This is a genomic window from Phenylobacterium sp., from assembly GCF_046290725.1.
Classification (GTDB): domain Bacteria; phylum Pseudomonadota; class Alphaproteobacteria; order Caulobacterales; family Caulobacteraceae; genus Phenylobacterium.
Map to the genome: position 1 here is coordinate 78,043 of NZ_JBKBUH010000004.1, position 17,022 is coordinate 95,064.

The 17,022-nt window shown below is 68.0% G+C and carries 16 protein-coding genes; 6 read left to right on the plus strand and 10 right to left on the minus strand.

Features of this window, described 5'->3' with window-relative positions; genetic code table 11:
• Positions 1–8 precede the first annotated feature (8 nt).
• Positions 9–1,286 (minus strand): cytochrome P450, encoded by a 1,278-nt coding sequence (locus ACK41C_RS18915; protein WP_409657679.1) that lies wholly within the window; start codon positions 1,284–1,286, stop codon positions 9–11.
• Positions 1,287–1,456: 170 nt separating this feature from the next.
• On the opposite strand from ACK41C_RS18915, the gene ACK41C_RS18920 reads away from it, so the two are divergent.
• A complete protein-coding gene (locus ACK41C_RS18920; protein WP_409657682.1) occupies positions 1,457–2,557 on the plus strand; it encodes an NADH:flavin oxidoreductase in 1,101 nt (366 codons plus the stop codon).
• A gap of 66 nt (positions 2,558–2,623) precedes the next feature.
• Here the strand turns inward: ACK41C_RS18920 and ACK41C_RS18925 are convergent, their stop codons facing one another.
• From ACK41C_RS18925 to ACK41C_RS18940, 4 genes are all read right to left on the minus strand, one after another.
• Positions 2,624–3,535: an SMP-30/gluconolactonase/LRE family protein gene (locus ACK41C_RS18925; protein ID WP_409657685.1), complete on the minus strand. Its 912-nt coding sequence runs from the start codon at positions 3,533–3,535 to the stop codon at positions 2,624–2,626.
• A 68-nt stretch (positions 3,536–3,603) separates the two neighbouring features.
• Entirely contained in the window at positions 3,604–4,122 is a 519-nt protein-coding gene (locus ACK41C_RS18930; protein ID WP_409657688.1) for a dihydrofolate reductase, read from the minus strand.
• A complete protein-coding gene (locus tag ACK41C_RS18935) occupies positions 4,122–4,628 on the minus strand; it encodes a hypothetical protein (protein ID WP_409657691.1) in 507 nt (168 codons plus the stop codon). The genes ACK41C_RS18930 and ACK41C_RS18935 overlap by 1 nt, the downstream gene beginning before the upstream one ends.
• Before the next feature lie 159 nt (positions 4,629–4,787).
• A complete protein-coding gene (locus tag ACK41C_RS18940) occupies positions 4,788–5,621 on the minus strand; it encodes a thymidylate synthase (protein ID WP_409657694.1) in 834 nt (277 codons plus the stop codon).
• A 132-nt stretch (positions 5,622–5,753) separates the two neighbouring features.
• Between ACK41C_RS18940 and ACK41C_RS18945 the strand changes: the two genes are divergently transcribed.
• The gene (locus tag ACK41C_RS18945; protein ID WP_409657696.1) at positions 5,754–6,008 is read left to right on the plus strand and encodes a hypothetical protein; all 255 of its coding nucleotides are present in this window, start codon (positions 5,754–5,756) and stop codon (positions 6,006–6,008) included.
• Positions 6,009–6,016: 8 nt separating this feature from the next.
• Here ACK41C_RS18945 and ACK41C_RS18950 read toward each other — a convergent pair whose 3' ends face one another.
• The gene (locus ACK41C_RS18950; RefSeq protein ID WP_409657699.1) at positions 6,017–6,571 is read right to left on the minus strand and encodes a DUF924 family protein; all 555 of its coding nucleotides are present in this window, start codon (positions 6,569–6,571) and stop codon (positions 6,017–6,019) included.
• A gap of 126 nt (positions 6,572–6,697) precedes the next feature.
• Here ACK41C_RS18950 and ACK41C_RS18955 point away from each other — a divergent pair, with 126 nt between their 5' ends.
• The 3 genes from ACK41C_RS18955 to otsA all read left to right on the plus strand — a co-directional run bounded on the left by ACK41C_RS18955 (position 6,698) and on the right by otsA (position 10,309).
• Entirely contained in the window at positions 6,698–7,444 is a 747-nt protein-coding gene (locus ACK41C_RS18955) for an RcnB family protein (protein ID WP_409657702.1), read from the plus strand.
• Positions 7,445–7,590: 146 nt separating this feature from the next.
• A complete protein-coding gene (ilvC, locus tag ACK41C_RS18960; RefSeq protein ID WP_409657705.1) occupies positions 7,591–8,610 on the plus strand; it encodes a ketol-acid reductoisomerase in 1,020 nt (339 codons plus the stop codon).
• 313 nt (positions 8,611–8,923) lie between these two features.
• Entirely contained in the window at positions 8,924–10,309 is a 1,386-nt protein-coding gene (gene otsA / locus ACK41C_RS18965) for an alpha,alpha-trehalose-phosphate synthase (UDP-forming) (protein WP_409657708.1), read from the plus strand.
• Between the two features lie 90 nt (positions 10,310–10,399).
• On the opposite strand, the gene ACK41C_RS18970 is transcribed toward otsA, so the two are convergent.
• From ACK41C_RS18970 to ACK41C_RS18985, 4 genes are all read right to left on the minus strand, one after another.
• Positions 10,400–11,647, minus strand: coding sequence for an SLC13 family permease (locus tag ACK41C_RS18970; protein ID WP_409657711.1), 1,248 nt, complete (start codon positions 11,645–11,647; stop codon positions 10,400–10,402).
• 90 nt (positions 11,648–11,737) lie between these two features.
• The gene (locus ACK41C_RS18975) at positions 11,738–12,799 is read right to left on the minus strand and encodes a PepSY-associated TM helix domain-containing protein (RefSeq protein ID WP_409657714.1); all 1,062 of its coding nucleotides are present in this window, start codon (positions 12,797–12,799) and stop codon (positions 11,738–11,740) included.
• Positions 12,799–14,916, minus strand: coding sequence for a TonB-dependent receptor (locus tag ACK41C_RS18980; protein ID WP_409657717.1), 2,118 nt, complete (start codon positions 14,914–14,916; stop codon positions 12,799–12,801). The genes ACK41C_RS18975 and ACK41C_RS18980 overlap by 1 nt, the downstream gene beginning before the upstream one ends.
• Before the next feature lie 93 nt (positions 14,917–15,009).
• Entirely contained in the window at positions 15,010–15,708 is a 699-nt protein-coding gene (locus ACK41C_RS18985; RefSeq protein ID WP_409657720.1) for a winged helix-turn-helix transcriptional regulator, read from the minus strand.
• Between the two features lie 166 nt (positions 15,709–15,874).
• On the opposite strand from ACK41C_RS18985, the gene ACK41C_RS18990 reads away from it, so the two are divergent.
• Positions 15,875–17,020, plus strand: coding sequence for an acyl-CoA dehydrogenase family protein (locus ACK41C_RS18990; RefSeq protein WP_409657723.1), 1,146 nt, complete (start codon positions 15,875–15,877; stop codon positions 17,018–17,020).
• Positions 17,021–17,022 lie beyond the last annotated feature (2 nt).

Sequence of the window (17,022 nt, forward strand, 5' to 3'; positions counted from 1 at the left end):
CGATCGCCTCAGTTGCGGGTGGGGATCACCACCGGCAGATACTCGTACCCCTTCACGAAGGAGGAATAGACCCGCCGCGGCTCGCCCGTGACCTGCAGGTTCGGGAACCGGGCCAGGATCTCCTCCCAGATGATCTTCAGCTGCAGCTCGGCGAGCCGGTTGCCGACGCAGCGGTGGATGCCGAAGCCGAAGGAGAGGTGCTGGCGCACCCGCGGCCGTTCGATCCAGTAGTCGTTGGGCCGCTCGATGACCTCTTCGTCGCGGTTGCCCGAGACGTACCACATGGCCACCTTGTCGCCGGCCTTGATGGTCTTGCCGCCCATCTCCACGTCGCGCGTGGCCGTGCGCCGCATATAGGCCAGCGGCGTCTGCCAGCGGATGGTCTCCGAGACCATGGAAGGGATCAGGGAATGATCCGCCTTCAGCTTGGCGTACTGGTCAGGGTTCTGGTTCAGCGCCAGGACCGAGCCGGAGATGGTGTTGCGGGTGGTGTCGTTGCCGCCGACGATCAGCAGGATCAGGTTCCCCAGGTACTCCATGCGGTCCATGTTCCGCGTGGATTCCCCGTGGGCCAGCATGGAGATCAGGTCGGGCTTGGGCTCTGCGTTCACCCGCTCGTTCCAGAGACGCGTGAAATAGTCGACGCACTCGAAGAGCTCCATCCTCCGCTCCTGCTCGGCGACCTCGGGATCGGTGGAGCTGAAGAGGCCGGATTCAGGCCCGGCCGTGGCCACGTCCGACCAGCGGGTCAGCTTGCGGCGGTCCTCCCAGGGGAAGTCGAACAGGGTCGCCAGCGTCATGGTCGTGAGTTCGATGGAGACCTTGTCGACCCAGTCGAACTCCTCGCCGATCGGCAGGTCGTCGAGGATCTTGCCCGCCCGCTCGCGGATGATCGGCTCCAGCCGCGCGAGGTTCGGCCCTGCGACGATCGGGCTGACCGTCTTGCGCTGCACGTCGTGCTTGGGCGGATCCATGGCGATGAACATCGGAAGGGTGAAATCCTCTTCCGGGTCGGGCAGCACGATGGTGGGTTCGGAGGAGAAAGACTCGTGGTCGGTGTCCACGGCCATAATGTCGTTGAACTTGGTGACCGACCAATAGCCGCCCACCTGCTCTTCGCCAGACTCGGCCCAGTGGACAGGAGCTTCCTTTCGCAGGCGCTCGAAGTACGGCCACAGGGTGTCGGTGCGGAAGAGCTCCGGATCGGCCGGATTGATCTCCTCGATCGGCATGGAATAGGCCTTGGCCCGGGCTTCGGACTTCAGGTCGATGGCGCCGTCGCTCATGGCGCGTCCTCCTCTGGTCGGCGTCTTGAAAGGTGACGCACTGTTCAACTTCAGTGTGGCGCCGCCGGGCCGTTTGGAAAAGCCCATGCCGGATAAAGAAATTCTGCGCTGCTCGGCGGTCAGGCCTGTGCCATGTTGCCTGCGAACAGCTGTTTGAATTTGGAGTCCCTATGACCGCCAACCCGCTCTTCCAACCGTTTGAGTTCAAGGGTTTAAGGCTGAAGAACCGCATCGTCATGGCGCCCATGACCCGGTCCTTCTCGCCGGGCGGCGTGGCGACGGAGGAGGTGGCGGCCTATTACCGGCGTAGAGCCGAGGCCGATGTGGGCCTGATCGTCTCCGAAGGCACCGGCGTGGATCGCCCCGCTTCGCTCAATGACAAGAACGTGCCGCGCTTCCATGGCGAGAAGGAGCTGGCGGCCTGGAAGCGGGTGATCGACGATGTCCACGCCGCTGGCGGCGTCATGGCGCCCCAGCTCTGGCACGTGGGCGCTGTGCGCACTCGCGACCCGGAATGGACTCCGCCGGGCCCCTATGACAGCCCGTCGGGCCTCTCGCGCCCGGACAAGAAGTTCGGCGAGGGCATGACCGAGGAGGAGGTGGCCGACGCCATCCGCGCCTTCGCCGAGGCCGCCGCGGCCGCCAAGGCGCTGGGGTTCGACGCCATCGAGCTGCACGGCGCCCACGGCTATCTGATCGACCAGTTCTTCTGGGACGGCACCAATGTCCGGGAGGACGCCTATGGCGGGAAGGACCTCCCCGGCCGCGCCCGGTTCGCCGCCGACATCCTGCGCGCGGTGCGCAACGCCGTGGGGCCCGACTATCCGGTGATCATCCGCATCAGCCAGTGGAAGCAGCAGGACTATGCGGTGAAGCTGGCCGCCAACCCCAAGGAGCTCGAGGCCTGGCTCGGGACCCTCGTGGACGCCGGCGCCGATATCCTGCACTGCTCCCAGCGCCGGTTCTGGGAGCCGGAGTTCGAAGGCTCGGATCTCAACTTCGCCGGCTGGGCCAAGAAGCTGACCGGTGTTCCGACCATCACCGTGGGCTCGGTGGGCCTCTCGGGCGAGTTCATCGCCGCATTCGCGGGCGAGGGCTCGCAGCCGGCCTCCCTGGACGGCCTGCTGGAGCGCCTCGAGCGCGGCGAGTTCGACCTCGTCGGCGTCGGCCGCGCCCTGCTGCAGGACCCCGAATGGGTGCTCAAGGTCCGCGACGGCCGCACCAGCGAGCTGAAGAGCTTCGAACGCTCGGCCATGGCGACGCTCTACTAGGCGTCAGATGCTCCCCCGTTTGGGAGAGCTCCCGACGCAGCGGGGTAAGGGGGCTTTGACGCCACCTCACCCGTTGTAGTTCAGCTTCAGCCCCGGCCGGGGCCATCTGGCCTTGAAGAGCTTGCCGGTGGCCGAGCAGGTCACCCAGGCCTCGCGCATGTCGGCGCCGCCGAAGCAGATGTTGGTGACGATCAGGTCGGGGAAGGGGTGGTGCTCGGTCGCGCCTTCGGGGTCGAAGACCGTGATCCCCCCGTTGATGATGGTGGCCACGCAGACCTTGCCGGAGGCCTCCACCGCCAGGCTGTCCAGCAGCTGATAGCCGGGCAGGTTGGCCACCACCCGGCCCGGCGCGAAGCTCTCCGGCGGCTTCAGCACGCCAGGCTCCGCCACGTCGAAGGCCCACAGCCGGCCGAGTTGGGTGTCGGCCACATAGACCACGTCCTCGTCCGGCGACAGGCCGACGCCGTTGGGCGAGATCAGGTGGTCGCGCTGGCGGGCGATATGGCTGCCGTCGGCCTTGGCGTAATAGAGCGCGCCGAACTTTCGCCCCTCCGGCGTTGAGCAGCCGTGGTCGGTGAACCAGAAGCCGCCGTGACGGTCGAACACCAGGTCGTTGGGCCCGACCAGCCGCTTGCCCTCGCAGGAGTCGTAGAGCGTGGAGAGCACGCCGGTCTTCGGGTCGTACTTCTGGATCATCCCGCCCTTGTGGCTGGGCGGCGTCGGGCCCGGGATGGTCATGCCGGCGTTGTCCAGCCACTGGAACGAGCCGCCGTTGTTGGTGATGTAGATGGCCCCGTCCGGGCCGAGGGCCGCGCCGTTCGGCCCCCCGCCGGTCTCCACCACCGTCTCGCGCCGGCCGCCGGGATGGATGCGGGTCAGCCTCTGGCCCTTGATTTCGGTCAGGATCACCGAGCCGTCGGCGAGCGCGATGGGGCCTTCGGGAAACTCGAAGCCTTCGGCGATCAGTTCCATGTCCATGCGGTTCTCCCTTGTCGGAAGGGACTATGGACGAAGCTTCCCCAGCGTCGGCAAGCGCAAAGGCGCGCTCAAGCCCGCTCCAGCACCCGGATCGTGAAGGGATACTCGTCGCCCTCGCCCGACGCATAGGCCTGACGGCGCACCTCTTTCCAGCGGCTCTCGTCGAAGGGGGCGAGGAGGACGTCGCCCTCCACCTCGGCCTCCACCTCGGTGAGGTAGATCCGCTGCGCCCGCTGCAGGGCCAGTTCGAAGAGCGAGGCGCCGCCGATCACGCAGACCTCGTCGCGCCCGTCGTCGGCCGCCTGTTCGCGGCCGATCTGCACCGCCTCGGCGAAATCCTCGCACACGACGGCGCCCTTCGGCTGGAAGGTCCCATCGCGCGACAGCACGATGTTGGTGCGGCCCACCAGGGGCTTCTTGGGCAGGCTCTCCCACGTCTTGCGGCCCATGATCACCGGCTTTCCCATGGTGACGGCGCGGAAGTTGGCGAGGTCGGTCTTCAGCCGCCAGGGCAGGGTCCCGCCCTTGCCGATGACGCCGTTGCGGGCGCGGGCGATGGGACCGGCGGAGAGGATGACCTGGGGCACTAGGCTGCCCAGCGCGAGATGTTTAGCATGTCAAAGACCGCTGCTTTGTTCCTGAAGCGCTGCCCCCTCTGCACACAAAAGTCTTTCAGATTTTCACAGACGTGGGCCTGTACCGTCATTGCCTTGACAGTTGGGATATATCCACTTTCGGCCATCAAATCTACATAGTCAACAATCGCGTCGTCTATCAAATTATATAGTTTTCCAGAAATGAAATCTTCGCATAGCAAAGCGCAGGCAAATTCGAATTGAGCGAGAACGTGCTCCACGCATGTTCTGAATCGACTGTAATCGACAGGATCTTGCTTGGTTACTGACGAACATTCGCTCCAAAGCTCCCTCGTCTCCGAAAGAAAGCTTTGAGTGATAGCCATGGCCGTTGAGCGGCTCGCATGCTTGCTTTGAGTCGCGGCAAAATAGGCACTGAACCCAGACACCACCAAGCCAACGACGCTAATCGCAAGCGCGACTTGCGCTGAAGGCCCTTGGACCAAGAGTTCTTTCACTTTTTTGGAGCTGGGGGACTCGGCGGTGGAGCAGGTGCGCTCGGCACCGAGGTTGGTGGTCCGGCACCGGGATTTGGTGCTCTTGGCACCAACGAGGAGACTGGTACCCCTTTCTGTACTTCGCGCTCAGCCATATTGGCCTCCATTAATATCTCAAGCTCACACCGCGATCGGCGCCTCGATCTTCTCGTGGGCCTTGTAGCCGCGCAGCTTGAAGTCCTCGTACTCGAAGGCGAAGAGGTCGCGCTTGTCGGCGATTTCCATGATGGGGAAGGGGTAGGGCTCCCGGGACAGCTGCTCGCGCGCCTGGTCGAGGTGGTTCAGATAGAGGTGCGCATCGCCCAGGGTGTGCACGAACTCGCCGGGTTCCAGGCCCGTGACCTTGGCCATCATCAGGGTCAGCAGGGCGTAGGAAGCGATATTGAACGGCACGCCCAGGAATACGTCCGCCGAGCGCTGGTAGAGCTGGCAGGAGAGCCTTCCGTCGGCCACGAAGAACTGGAACAGGCAATGGCAAGGCGGCAGGGCCATGTCGTCCACGTCGGCCGGGTTCCAGGCCGAGACGATATGCCGGCGCGAGTGCGGCATGGTCTTCAGGCTCTCGACCACGCCTGCGATCTGGTCGATCACCCGGCCGTCCGGCGCGGTCCAGGAGCGCCACTGCTTGCCGTAGACGGGGCCAAGCTCGCCCGCAGCGTCGGCCCACTCGTCCCAGATGCTCACGCCCCGCTCCTGGAGCCACCGGACATTGGTGTCGCCGCGCAGGAACCACAGCAGCTCCAGGATGATCGACTTCCTGTGCAGCTTCTTGGTGGTGAGCAGGGGAAAGCCCTGAGAGAGGTCGAAGCGCATCTGCCGGCCGAAGACGCCCAGCGTTCCGACCCCCGTGCGATCGCCGCGCTGGACGCCGTTGTTCAGGATGTCGGCCAGCAGGCCGAGATACTGCTGCTCGGGATGATCGGCCTGGACGGCGATGGGGACGTGCACGGTCATCGGCGGCGGCTCCTTCCAGCGGTCTGATTCGGCGCCGATTCGCCGCCGAAGGCGATTGCGCGAATCGGCTCATCCACAGTTGCGAAAGAGCCAGGAATTGCGCAGGCTGCGGCTCTGCTTGGAGAGGTCCCAATGAGCCTGTTGCTCGCGGCCCTGGCCGCTCTCGCTACCGGAACCGCTGAGGCCGCGCCGCCGGCGGACGAAGCTCTGAAGCCCGGCCAGAGGAAGGCGAAGATGATCTGCAACGTGGAGACGCCCACCGGCTCGCGCGTGGGAAAGCGGGTCTGCCTGACGGAAGAGGACTTCAAGCGCAGGCAGGAGGAGTCCCGCGAGGGCTTCGCCGAGATGCAGCGCAACCATAACGTCAACCGCAGCTCCGGCAACTGAAGGCGGCGTCAGCCGGCGAAGCCGCCTTCGTCCAGGAAGGCCTGCTCGTTCGGCGTGGTCACGCGCCCGAGGCAGGGATTTCGGTGCGGGAAGCGGCCGAACCGCACGATGATGTCGCGGTGCAGCTCGGCCCATTTCAGGCTCTCGGCGTCGCCGGCCTCCTCGCGCAGGGCGGTGAACAGGGCGATCGCTTCGTCCTGGTCGGCCAGGTCCTCGGAGTGTTCGAAGGGCAGGTAGAAGAACGGCCGCAGCTCCGGCTCCAGTTTGCGGTCGTGGCCCGCCGCCACCGCCGCCCGGGCGATGGCGCGCGCCTTGGGGTCGGTGGCGAAGGCGTGGGCCGAGCCGCGGAACAGGTTGCGGGGAATCTGATCGAGCAGCAGCAGAAGGGCGAGCGCCCCTTCGGGGGTCTGCGCCCAGTCGTCATGGTCGCCGCGCGCGGCGGCGTGGTGCACCGGCTCGAACCGCAGGCGCAAGGCCTCGTCGAAGGCGGGGTCCTTGGCGAACCACTTCTGGGGCCCGGCGGCGCGCCAGTAGTTCAGGACGTCGTTCGGGATGACGGTCATCGGCCTCTCCAAAGATGGGCCAATGTCGTGATGCTTGGGCTTTCGTTCAAGCACGGTTCAGCCAGGCGGGCGGACCCTGCCGGCCGAGGGTGCGTCAGGCCGCCTCGCGCGGCGTCGAGAAAACACATGCGAAAGATCTTCTCAGGGGTTCTGGCCCTGGCTCTCCTGGCCTCCACCGGCGTGGCGGCCGCCCAGGAGGCGCGGGACTACAATCCCCAGGTTCGCCGGAGCTGGCGCAACGATCCGGACGCCGCCCGGCCGGCCCGCGAGGCGCCCCGCGCCCCGGAGGCTCCCCGGGCCCAGTCCGCGCCGGCGGCTCCCCAGGCCAACGATTGGGATGGCCGCGACGGCCGCCGCTGGCAGGGCGAGGGCGGCCGCCGCGGGGACCGGGACGGCGGGGATCGGAACCGCGGCGGCGAGCGCGACAGCCGCCAGGACCGCGATGGTCGTCAAGATCGGGACGGCCGCCGCGATTGGGACGGTCGCCGCGACCGCGACGGCCGTGACGGCCGCGACTGGCGGGGCGAGGATCGCCGCGAATGGCGCGACGGTCGCCGCTGGGACGATCCGCGCCGGCATCAGCCCCGGCCCAGCTACGATCGCCGCCGCTACGATCCGGTGTGGCGTGGGCATCAGCGCTATTGGGGCTGGGCCTATGTGCCGCCGCCGGGCTTTTACATGCGTCACTGGAGCTATGGCGACACCCTGCCTCGCAGCTGGTGGACGCCGCAGTACCGAATCCTCGATTGGTGGGCCTATGGCCTGCCGATCCCCCCGGCGGGCTATGAATGGATCCGGGTCGGCGACGACGCCCTTCTGGTCGACATGTTCAGCGGCCGGGTGGTGCAGGTCGCCTATCGCCTCTTCTGGTAGGAGAGGGGACCTCGCCGGCGCGGCGATTTCGTCGCGCAGGGCGGGGCTTCCCTTGACCTTTGCGCAAAATTCCGCTGCATAGCCCCGCCTTTGCTGCGGCGCCGTTGCGCGGAACCGCGGCGACCTTCGACTTCAGGAGAAAGATCATGCGCGTCTACTATGACCGCGACGCCGACATCGCCCGCATCCTGGACAAGAAGATCGCCATCGTAGGCTATGGCTCGCAAGGCCGCGCCCACGCTCTCAACCTTCGCGACTCCGGCGTGAAGAACGTCGCCGTCGCCCTGCGCCCCGGCTCGGCCACCGCCAAGAAGGTCGAGGCCGACGGCCTGAAGGTGATGAGCGTGGCCGAGGCGGCCGCCTGGGCCGACGCGATCATGGTGCTGGCTCCCGACGAGCTGCAGCGCGGCATCTACGCCAACGAGATCGCGCCGAACATCAAGGACGGCGCGGCCCTGCTGTTCGCCCACGGCCTGAACGTCCATTTCAACCTGATCGAGCCCAAGGAGACCATCGACGTGCTGATGGTCGCGCCCAAGGGACCGGGCCACACCGTGCGCGGCGAGTACGAGAAGGGCGGCGGCGTGCCCTGCCTGATCGCCATCCATCAGAATCCCACCGGCAATGCGCTGGACTTCGGCCTGGCCTACGCCTCGGCCATCGGCGGCGGCCGCTCGGGGATCATCGAGACCACCTTCCGCGAGGAATGCGAAACCGACCTGTTCGGCGAGCAGGCCGTGCTCTGCGGCGGTCTGGTGGAGCTGATCCGCGCCGGGTTCGAGACCCTGGTCGAGGCCGGCTATGCGCCGGAGATGGCCTATTTCGAGTGCCTGCACGAGGTGAAGCTGATCGTCGACCTCATCTACGAGGGCGGCATCGCCAACATGAACTACTCGATCTCCAACACCGCCGAGTACGGCGAGTACGTGACCGGGCCGCGCGTCATCACCCCCGACACCAAGGCGGAGATGAAGAAGGTGCTGGAGGACATCCAGTCCGGCCGCTTCGTGCGCGACTTCATGGCCGAGAACGCCGTGGGCCAGCCGAGCTTCAAGGCCACCCGCCGCCGCAACGCCGAGCATCAGATCGAGGAGGTGGGCCAGCGCCTGCGCGCCATGATGCCCTGGATCACCAAGAACAAGCTGGTGGACACCGCCCGCAACTGACCCTTCGCCCGTGGCGAACGGCGAGGCCCCGGACCGCAAGGTCCGGGGCCTTTTCGTTTTGCGGTCACACCTGCGTGAGATGGCTGAGCCGCAGCCACGCCTGTGCTAGGAACAGCGCCGGCTAGCGGCCAGTAACGCTTTTTCGTCCGCCAGGACAGCTTGGAACAGCTCGACGAAAAGGCGTGTGGATACTTTGAGAGATGTTCCGCGTTTGGCCGCATTAGAACGGTGATTCTGAAGTTTTTCTCGGTCCGAATTCTCGGATTCGCCGGGCGGTTCAGGAATTACCCAGATCGAGATGCGGAGTATGGGTTTGGGAAGGCTGATTGTGGTGTCGAACCGGGTCCAGCCGCCGGCGGACGCGGGCGGCGGCTCGGTGGGGGGGCTGGCCATGGCGCTGGCCGCGGCCCTGCGCGAGGCGAACGGCGTCTGGTTCGGCTGGAGCGGGCGCACGACCGAGGTCTATACCGGCCAGGTGGCGCTGGAGCGGACCGGCGGGGTGACGGTCGCCACCGTCGATCTCGAGGAGCAGGACGTCCAGGAGTACTACAACGGCTACGCCAACAAGACGCTGTGGCCTTTGTTCCACTATCGGGTCGACCTCTCGGCCTATGAGCGCGCCTTCAGCGAGGGCTATGGCCGCGTGAACGCCCGGTTTGCCGAGGCCCTGCTGCCGATGATCCGCTCGGACGATGTGATCTGGGTCCACGACTACCACCTGATCCCGATGGCGCAGGAGCTGCGCCGCCGCGGGGTGGCGAACCGTATCGGCTTCTTCCTGCACATCCCCTGGCCGGCGCGGCGGCTGCTGACGACCCTGCCCGACCACCCGAAACTGGTGGAGGCGCTGTTCGACTACGATCTCGTCGGGTTTCAGACGCGGGATTCGCTCAGCGCCTTCGAGGACTACGTCACCCAGGTCATCGGAGGGGAGGTGGTGGGGAGCGAGGCGACGGCCTTCGGCCGAACGGTGGACATGGGCGCCTTCCCCATCGGCCTGGACGTGGACGCCTTCACCGCCACGGCCACGGGCGAAACCGCCCAGGCCGAGTTCGAGAAGATGCAGGTCAGCCTGGCCGGCCGGCAGATGGTCGTGGGTGTCGACCGGCTGGACTATTCGAAAGGGTTGGAGGAGCGCTTCCTCGCCTACGAGCAGTTCCTGCAGGACAACGAGGAACTGCGCGAGCGGGTGTTCCTGCTGCAGATCGCCACCCCCAGCCGGGAGGAGGTCGACGCCTATCAGGACATACGCGCCCGGCTGGATGCGGTGACGGGGCGGATCAACGGGGCCTACGCCACGGTCGATTGGGTGCCGATCCGCTATGTGAACCGGGCCTACCGCCGTGACGAACTGGCCGGCATCTATCGCGCGGCGAAGATCGGCCTGGTCACGCCCTTGCGCGACGGCATGAACCTGGTGGCCAAGGAATACGTCGCCGCCCAGGACCCGGATGATCCCGGCGTGCTGATCCTCTCCGAATTTGCAGGCGCCAGCGAGCAGATGACCGAGGCGCTGATCGTCAATCCCTTCGACCGCGAGCAGGTCGCCGGCGCCATCGCCCGCGGCCTCACCATGCCGCGCAAGGAGCGGATCGAGCGCTGGCAGGCCCTAATGGCCGGCCTGAAGGCTTTTGATCTCTCGGCCTGGCAAGGGGCTTTCGTCCAGGCGCTTCGGGGCGAACGGTCGGCCGCCGCTTAGAAGGGTGGGGCAATCGCCGATGGCGCGAGCCGCGCCGTTCCACCCTCTCCCGCAAGCGGGAGAGGAGGACTTCATATGCGACCGCCCTGCCTAGAACGGGAAGAACCGCGGGATGGCGATCAGCCCGGCGACGGCGGTCACCAGGTTTAGAGGCAGCCCCACTCGGACGAAGTCGAAATAGCTGTAGTTCCCGATGTGGTGGACGATGGCGTTGGTCTGATAGCCGAACGGCGTGGCGAAGGCGGCGCTGGCCGACATCATGACCGCCACCACGAACGGTCGCGGGTCGACGCCAAGGTTCTGGGCCAGGCCGATGGCCAGCGGCGTCATCAGCACGGCGACGGCCGCGTTCGACATCAGCTCGGTCAGTATCAGGGTCGCCACATAGACGGCCGCCAGGGCGGCGATCGGCCCGATTGGCTGGGTGAAGGTGGCCACCGCGTCGGTGGCGGTGCGGGCCAGCCCCGTCTTGTCGAGCGCCGAGCCCACGACCAGCATGCCGGCGATCATCAGCAGCACCTGGGGCCGCAAGCCGGCATAGGCTTCTTCGGGCTTGATGATGCGGGCCAGCAGCAGGACGACGGCGCCGGTGAAGGAGACGATGGCGATCGGCAGCCCGCCCGCTGCGGCGCCGAGCACGAAGGCGAAGACCGCCGTGGCGAAGAGGCCCGGCAGCACGCGCAGGGGACGCTTCTCCGACGCCTTCGGCAGCTCCGCCACCCCGTCCTCCGCCGGCAGCAGCCGCGGAGCCACGAACAGCAGGTAGAGCCCGCCGGCGGCGGCCACCCACACCCCCACCGGCGTGATCTCGAACAGGGTGAAATGCGGCAGGCCGGACCGGCGGGCCATGTCGTCCACCAAGAGGTTGGTGGAGGTGCCGATCAGCGTGCAGGCGCCGCCGAGGATCGAGGCGTAGGAGAGGGGGATCAGCAGCTTCTTCGGCGACCAGCCCAGCTTATGGGCGGCGTCCTGGACGATCGGGGCGGCCAGGATCACCAGCGGGGTGTTGTTCAGGAAGCCCGACAGCGCGCCGCAGAAGGCGATGATGATCGGCGCCGACGCCGCGCCCAGGCGCGAGACCAGTTTCGAGGCCGTCCGCACCATCAGCCCCATGACCCCTGTGCGGTCCAGCGCCTCGGCGAGGACGAACAGCGAGGCCAGGGCCACCAGGGCCGGGCTTGCGAAGCTGCGCTGCAGGTCTTCCACGCTGGCGACGCCCAGGGCTGCCAGGGCGCCGGCGCCGGCGAGCGCCGCCACGTCCGCCCGCACCCGGCTCGAGGCGAGGGCGACGACCACGAGGCCGAGAACCGTCAGGGTCGCGATCTGAGGGAAGGTCAAGGGGCGCGGCTCTCCGGCGACGCCCCGAAGCGGTTCGCGGGGCGGGGCGAATGTCGGCCAGCCGCGCGCCGACCACAAGCCCGCCGCCGGTCACGCCTGGGCGAGCTTCGCTTTCCGCCGCCGCCGCGGCTTGATGAGGAAGGACCAGAGGCCGAAGCCGCCGAGGGCCGCCAGCGCCAGGCCCGAGGCGAAGATCGCCGCATCATAGAGCCGCCCGCCCACCGCCGCCGCATGCAGCGGATAGAAGGCGTTGTAGGCCCGCAGCCCCGGGGCGAGCTCGCCGCTGTCGAGCGTCTGGACCACCTGGCTGGTAGCCGGGTCGATAGCGACCATGGTGCGGCCGTTCGGGTGCCACTCGCCAGGCTGGCGCAGGCGCACATTGGCGGGCGCGCCGGGCTTCGCCGGCCAGTTGGCCATCCGCAGGGTCGCTTCGGGGAAGGCGGCCTGGGCGGCGGTCAGCGCCGTGGGCCAGTCCACGTCCCCTTCGCCGACCGCCGGCGCTTCGGCAGGCGGCGCCCCGCCGGGCGCCAGGGCGACCATCAGGGCCTGACTCTGCTTGTGGAAGACGATGGCGCCCCCGGTGAGGCACAGCATGAGTATGGGAATCGCGAAGATCAGACCCGCATCCCGATGGGCCGAGATCAGGTCGCGTCGCCTCAGGGAGTCTGGCCAGACACGCCCGCGGAAGCTGCGCCAGGCCGGCGCCCAAACCACCAGCCCGGTCAACGCCAGCACCGTTCCGGCCAGGCCCGCCACGCCCGCGACCATCAACCCCGTATCGCCGGCCAGCAGGTAGTGGTGCAGGTCGAAGATCCACGCCTCCAGCCGGTGGTTTCCCGTCCAGCGCGCCACCACGGCGCCCGAAGCGTCCGCATAGGCCGAACCCTCGTCCTTCAGATAGACGCGGTGGATCCCCAGGTCCGGGCGGGCGAACACCAGGGTGCGGACTTCACCGGAATGCGCCCGTTCCACAGCTTCGGCGGCCGCGCCCAGGATCTCCGGCCTCGGCTCGACCGTCGCCCGCGCCGCCGGAACCGTGGCGCGCAGCCAGTCGTCCTTCAGCACCAGCAGCGAGCCGGAGAGCCCCAGCACCACCAGGATCAGCGCCAGGACGGCCCCCGCCCAGGCGTGCAGGAGGCGCAGGAAGCCCATCAGAAGTCTTTGGTCACGCCAAGGGCCACGGTGCGCCCGCGCCCGGCGAAGAAGCGGGCGTTGTCGGCTGGGTTCTGGGTGTCGGAGAAGTAGGTGACGTACTGCTCGTCGAAGAGGTTCTGCACCGCCAGGCTGAAGGTGGCGACCGGCGCGCGCCAAGTGACCACGGCGTCGGCGAGCGCATAGCCTTCGAAGCTGTTGGCGGCCGGCTCGCCTTCGAAGTCGCGGCCATAGAACTGCAGGGCCTGCAGCCGACCGGTCCAGTCGCCCCAGGCGGCCTCGGCGAAGACCAGCAGCCGGTCCGGCGAGATGTTGGCGCCGTTCAGGTCGCGGTCCACCGTCCCGTCGCCATTGGAGTCTGTGCGGCCGTCCAGCTGGGCGTAGGCTGCGCCGAGCATCAGCCAGTCGGTGGCGGCGAAGCGGGCGGAGATCTCCACGCCCTCAACCTCGGTGCGCTGGCGCTGGACTTCGAACTGGCCGCCCGGGTTGAGCACCAACAGCGAGCCGCGGTCGGAGGTGGAGCGGAACCAGGCGATCCCCGCCTGCAGCGGCCCGGCCGCATAGTCGAGGCCCACCTCCACATTGTCGGAGACCACCGGCGTTACGTCGAGATAGGTGTCCACGTCGACATTGGGCTGGCGGATCGCGCGCAGCACCCGCCCGACGTCGGGCATGGTGAAGCCCTGCGCATAGGAAGCGTAGGCGGTCAGGCCATCGGTAAGCCGGAAGGTCGCGCCGGCGTTGTAGAGCGTCTCGGTGAAGCTGGGCTCGCCGCCGGCCACCTGCTGCGGGCCATAGGCGTAGAGGGTGGTGTAGTCGCCGACCTCGAGGGTCGCGTTCTCCTGGCGCACGCCGGCCGCAAGGTTGAGGCGCCCGTTCATCAGGCCCTGGCGCAGCTGCAGGAAGGGCGCGAGGCTCTTATAGGTGGTTTCCGGCACCCAGAGGCGGCCGGTCAGCACCAGGGCCTGGAACGTCCTGTCCGACAGGCCGTCCAGCCCCACCAGCATCCGGAAGCCGGGCAGGGCGTCGAAGCCGCGCTCGTAGTCCACCTTGAAGCCCAGCTTCTCGGAGTTGTTGGCCGACTGGTCGAAGAGGTTGGGGCCGATCCGTGGGTCCTGGAAATCGGCGAAGTTCCCGCCGCCGAAAACGCCCTGGTAGTCGTGGGCGTAGGCCTGGGCGGTCAGCACCCCGCCGAAGAAGCCGCGGTCGCGATAGGTGAGGGCGGCCGAGGTCACGTCGTTCTTGGTCGGCTTGCCGGGGAACCGGCCGCGCACGGCGGTGGTCGGCAGGCCTGTGGCGCGGTTGCCGTTGACCGTGATGTAGTCGTTGTCGCCTTCAAGCTCGAAGTGGTTGACCATCACCTCCAGCCGACGCTGGTCGGTAAAGTCGAAACCGGCCTTGGCGAACAGCGACCAACTCCTGGAATCCTGCAGCTCGCCCTGGGCGCCGTCCAGGCCGATCCGCCGGCCGCGGGCGTCGTAATAGGCGCCGCGCGCCTCGTAGGCCGCGCCGGCGGTGAAGTCCCAGCGGCCGAAGTCGCGGCCTACATAGGCCGCCGCCTTCCAGCCCAGGCTGTCGCCGGCGATCTCCGGATCGAGACTGGTCTGGGCCAGCACCCGTCCGGTGAAACCTTCGGTCTCCTTCGGCGTCGGAACCGTCACATAGTTCACCACCCCGCCGGTGGCGCCGATGCCCTGGATCGCGTTCGACCCGAACACCACCTCCACGCGCTCGATGAAGAACGGATCGATGGTGAAGCCGTCGCGGCTGTCGTCGCGTAGGGGCGTCGACTGCGGCACGCCGTCCACCAGGTAAAGCGGCGACCGCCCCCGGAGGGTCTCGCCGAACCCGGAGAGCTTCTGCCGCGTCGGCGAGAAGGAGGGGACGAGATTGGCCACCGTCTCCACCGCCGAGAAGCCGAGAGCGGTCTGGGTCGTGAGCTCCGCCTCGCCGATCACCTGGATGGTGGCCGGAACCGTGGCGCGCGGCGCCTCGGTCCGCGTGGCGGTGATGACCAGCTCGCTGACGTCCACCGCCTCGTCGGCGGCCTGGGCGGAGGTGGCGGAGGCGAGAGCGGCGAGCGCGCAGCCCGCCCCCAGGAGGTTACGACGCGACAAGGCAGACCCCGGCTAAAACAGATGGGGGCCGTCAAACCAGAGCCTCTGTTGCGAGTCAATCTTACTCGCAGTCGCAATCGGCTGCCGGGAAGCTCAACTGGCGAGCTTGCGCTCCCGGGCGAAGGGGCTAAGGCCCAGCCAGGTCTGCATGTCGGCCGCCAATCCACGGTCGCCGGTCAGGATCATCTTCTGGGCCGCTACGGCGCTGCGGACGGTGTCCAGGCCCATCCAGATCGCGGTCATGGTGCGCAGGTCGACCGTGACGTAGAGATCGACGTCGAAGCCCGGATCCACCGAGCACAGGTCGACCTGCCCGTCGGGATCGACCACCAGCCAGAAGCTCCGGTCCGCCGGCGCCTGTTCCGGATAGCGGAACTGCACCACGCAACGGCGCTTGGGCAGGGGCGTGGGGTCGAGGTTGCGGCGCATGTCCCACATCAGCAGCGAGACGTCGAGATGCTGCAGCGAAAGCTCGCTCGACACCCAGCGCTGGCCCCATATGCCGAATGCGTCGACCACGGCCTCAAGCTCGCGCCCGGATTCGGTCAGCCGGTATTCGAACACGCCCGGCTCTCCGGGCAGGGGATGGCGGCGCACCACGCCGGCCGCCTCCAGGTCTTTCAGCCGCTGCGAGAGCAGGGCCGGCGACATGCGCGGCGCGCCGCGCCGCAGGTCGTTGAAGCGGGTCGAGCCGGCGACCAGTTCGCGCAGCAGCACCACCGTCCAGCGTGAGCACAAGATTTCGGCGGCCATGGCCACCGGACAGAACTGCCTGTAGCTTCGCTCCGTCATGGAGATCTCCCCGGATGTCCTTGGAAGACTAATCCTGCCTGGAGCGAGCGCCTAGTTCAGTTCCTGTATCGGGGGCGGTTCAGTTGCTGAACTAGTCGGTCGGATCTGGCCGGACAATCTTCGCGACACCAGCGGACCTGCTCCGCCGATCTCGAAGGAACCAGACATGACCCTTGCATCCGAAATGGACGCGCGCCCCATCCGCATCGACTGGCGCGAGCGCGCCGACCGGCTGGCCGAGGAGATCGCCGCCGAGGCGGCGCTGCACGACTCCGACGACAGTTTCGTGGCCGGCGCCTATGAGCGCCTGAAGGCCGAGGGCTTCTTCAAGGCGCTCGTTCCCGTCGAGTTCGGCGGCGGCGGCGCCGAGGCGGACGAAATCTGCCACGCCATACGCCGACTGGGCGCAGCCTGCGGCTCCACGGCCCTGGCGGCGGCCATGCATAGCCATCTGGTCGCGGTGGCCGCCTGGCGCTGGCGCCATCAGGGCGCCCCGACCGAGGGGCTGCTGAAGCGGGTGGCGGCCGAGGATCTCGTGCTCGTCTCCAGCGGCGGATCGGACTGGCTGCCCGGCGGCGGGACGGCGGTGAAGGCGGACGGCGGCTTCAAGGTGTCCGCGCGCAAGCCGTTCTCCAGCGGCAGCCCGGCCGGCGACCTGCTGTCCACCAGCGCCATCTATCACGACCCGGAAGCCGGGCCGACGGTGCTGCACTTCGCCGTGTCGCTGACGGCGCCCGGCGTCCGGATCCTGAACACCTGGCGGACGCTCGGCATGCGCGGCACAGGTTCGCACGACATCGAGCTGGCCGAGGTCTTCATCCCCGACGCGGCGGTCGCGGGCCGGCGGCCGGCGGGCAAGTGGCACATGCTGTTCCACGTGATCAGCATGATCGCCTTCGCCCTGATCTATTCGGCCTATGTGGGCGTGGCGGAGGGCGCGCGGGTCCGGGCCCTGGCGGCGGCGCGGCGCAAGGCCGACGACGGCCATCTCGCCTATCTGGTGGGGGAGATGGAGAACGCCTTCGCCGCCGCCGAGGTCGCCTGGGCCGAAATGGTCCGCATCGCCGTGTCCGGCGCGCCGGGTCCGGAGACCACCAGCCGGGCCATGACCTTTCGCACCCTGGTCGGGCGCGCGGCCATCGAGACGGTCGAGCAGGCCATGGAGGCGGCGGGCGGCGCGGCCTTCTATCGCGACCTGGGGCTCGAGCGCGCCTTCCGCGACGTGCAGGGCGCGCGCTTCCATCCCCTGCAGGAGAAGCCCCAGCTGCGCTATACCGGCCGCGTGGCGCTCGGCTGGGATATCGACGGCTGAAG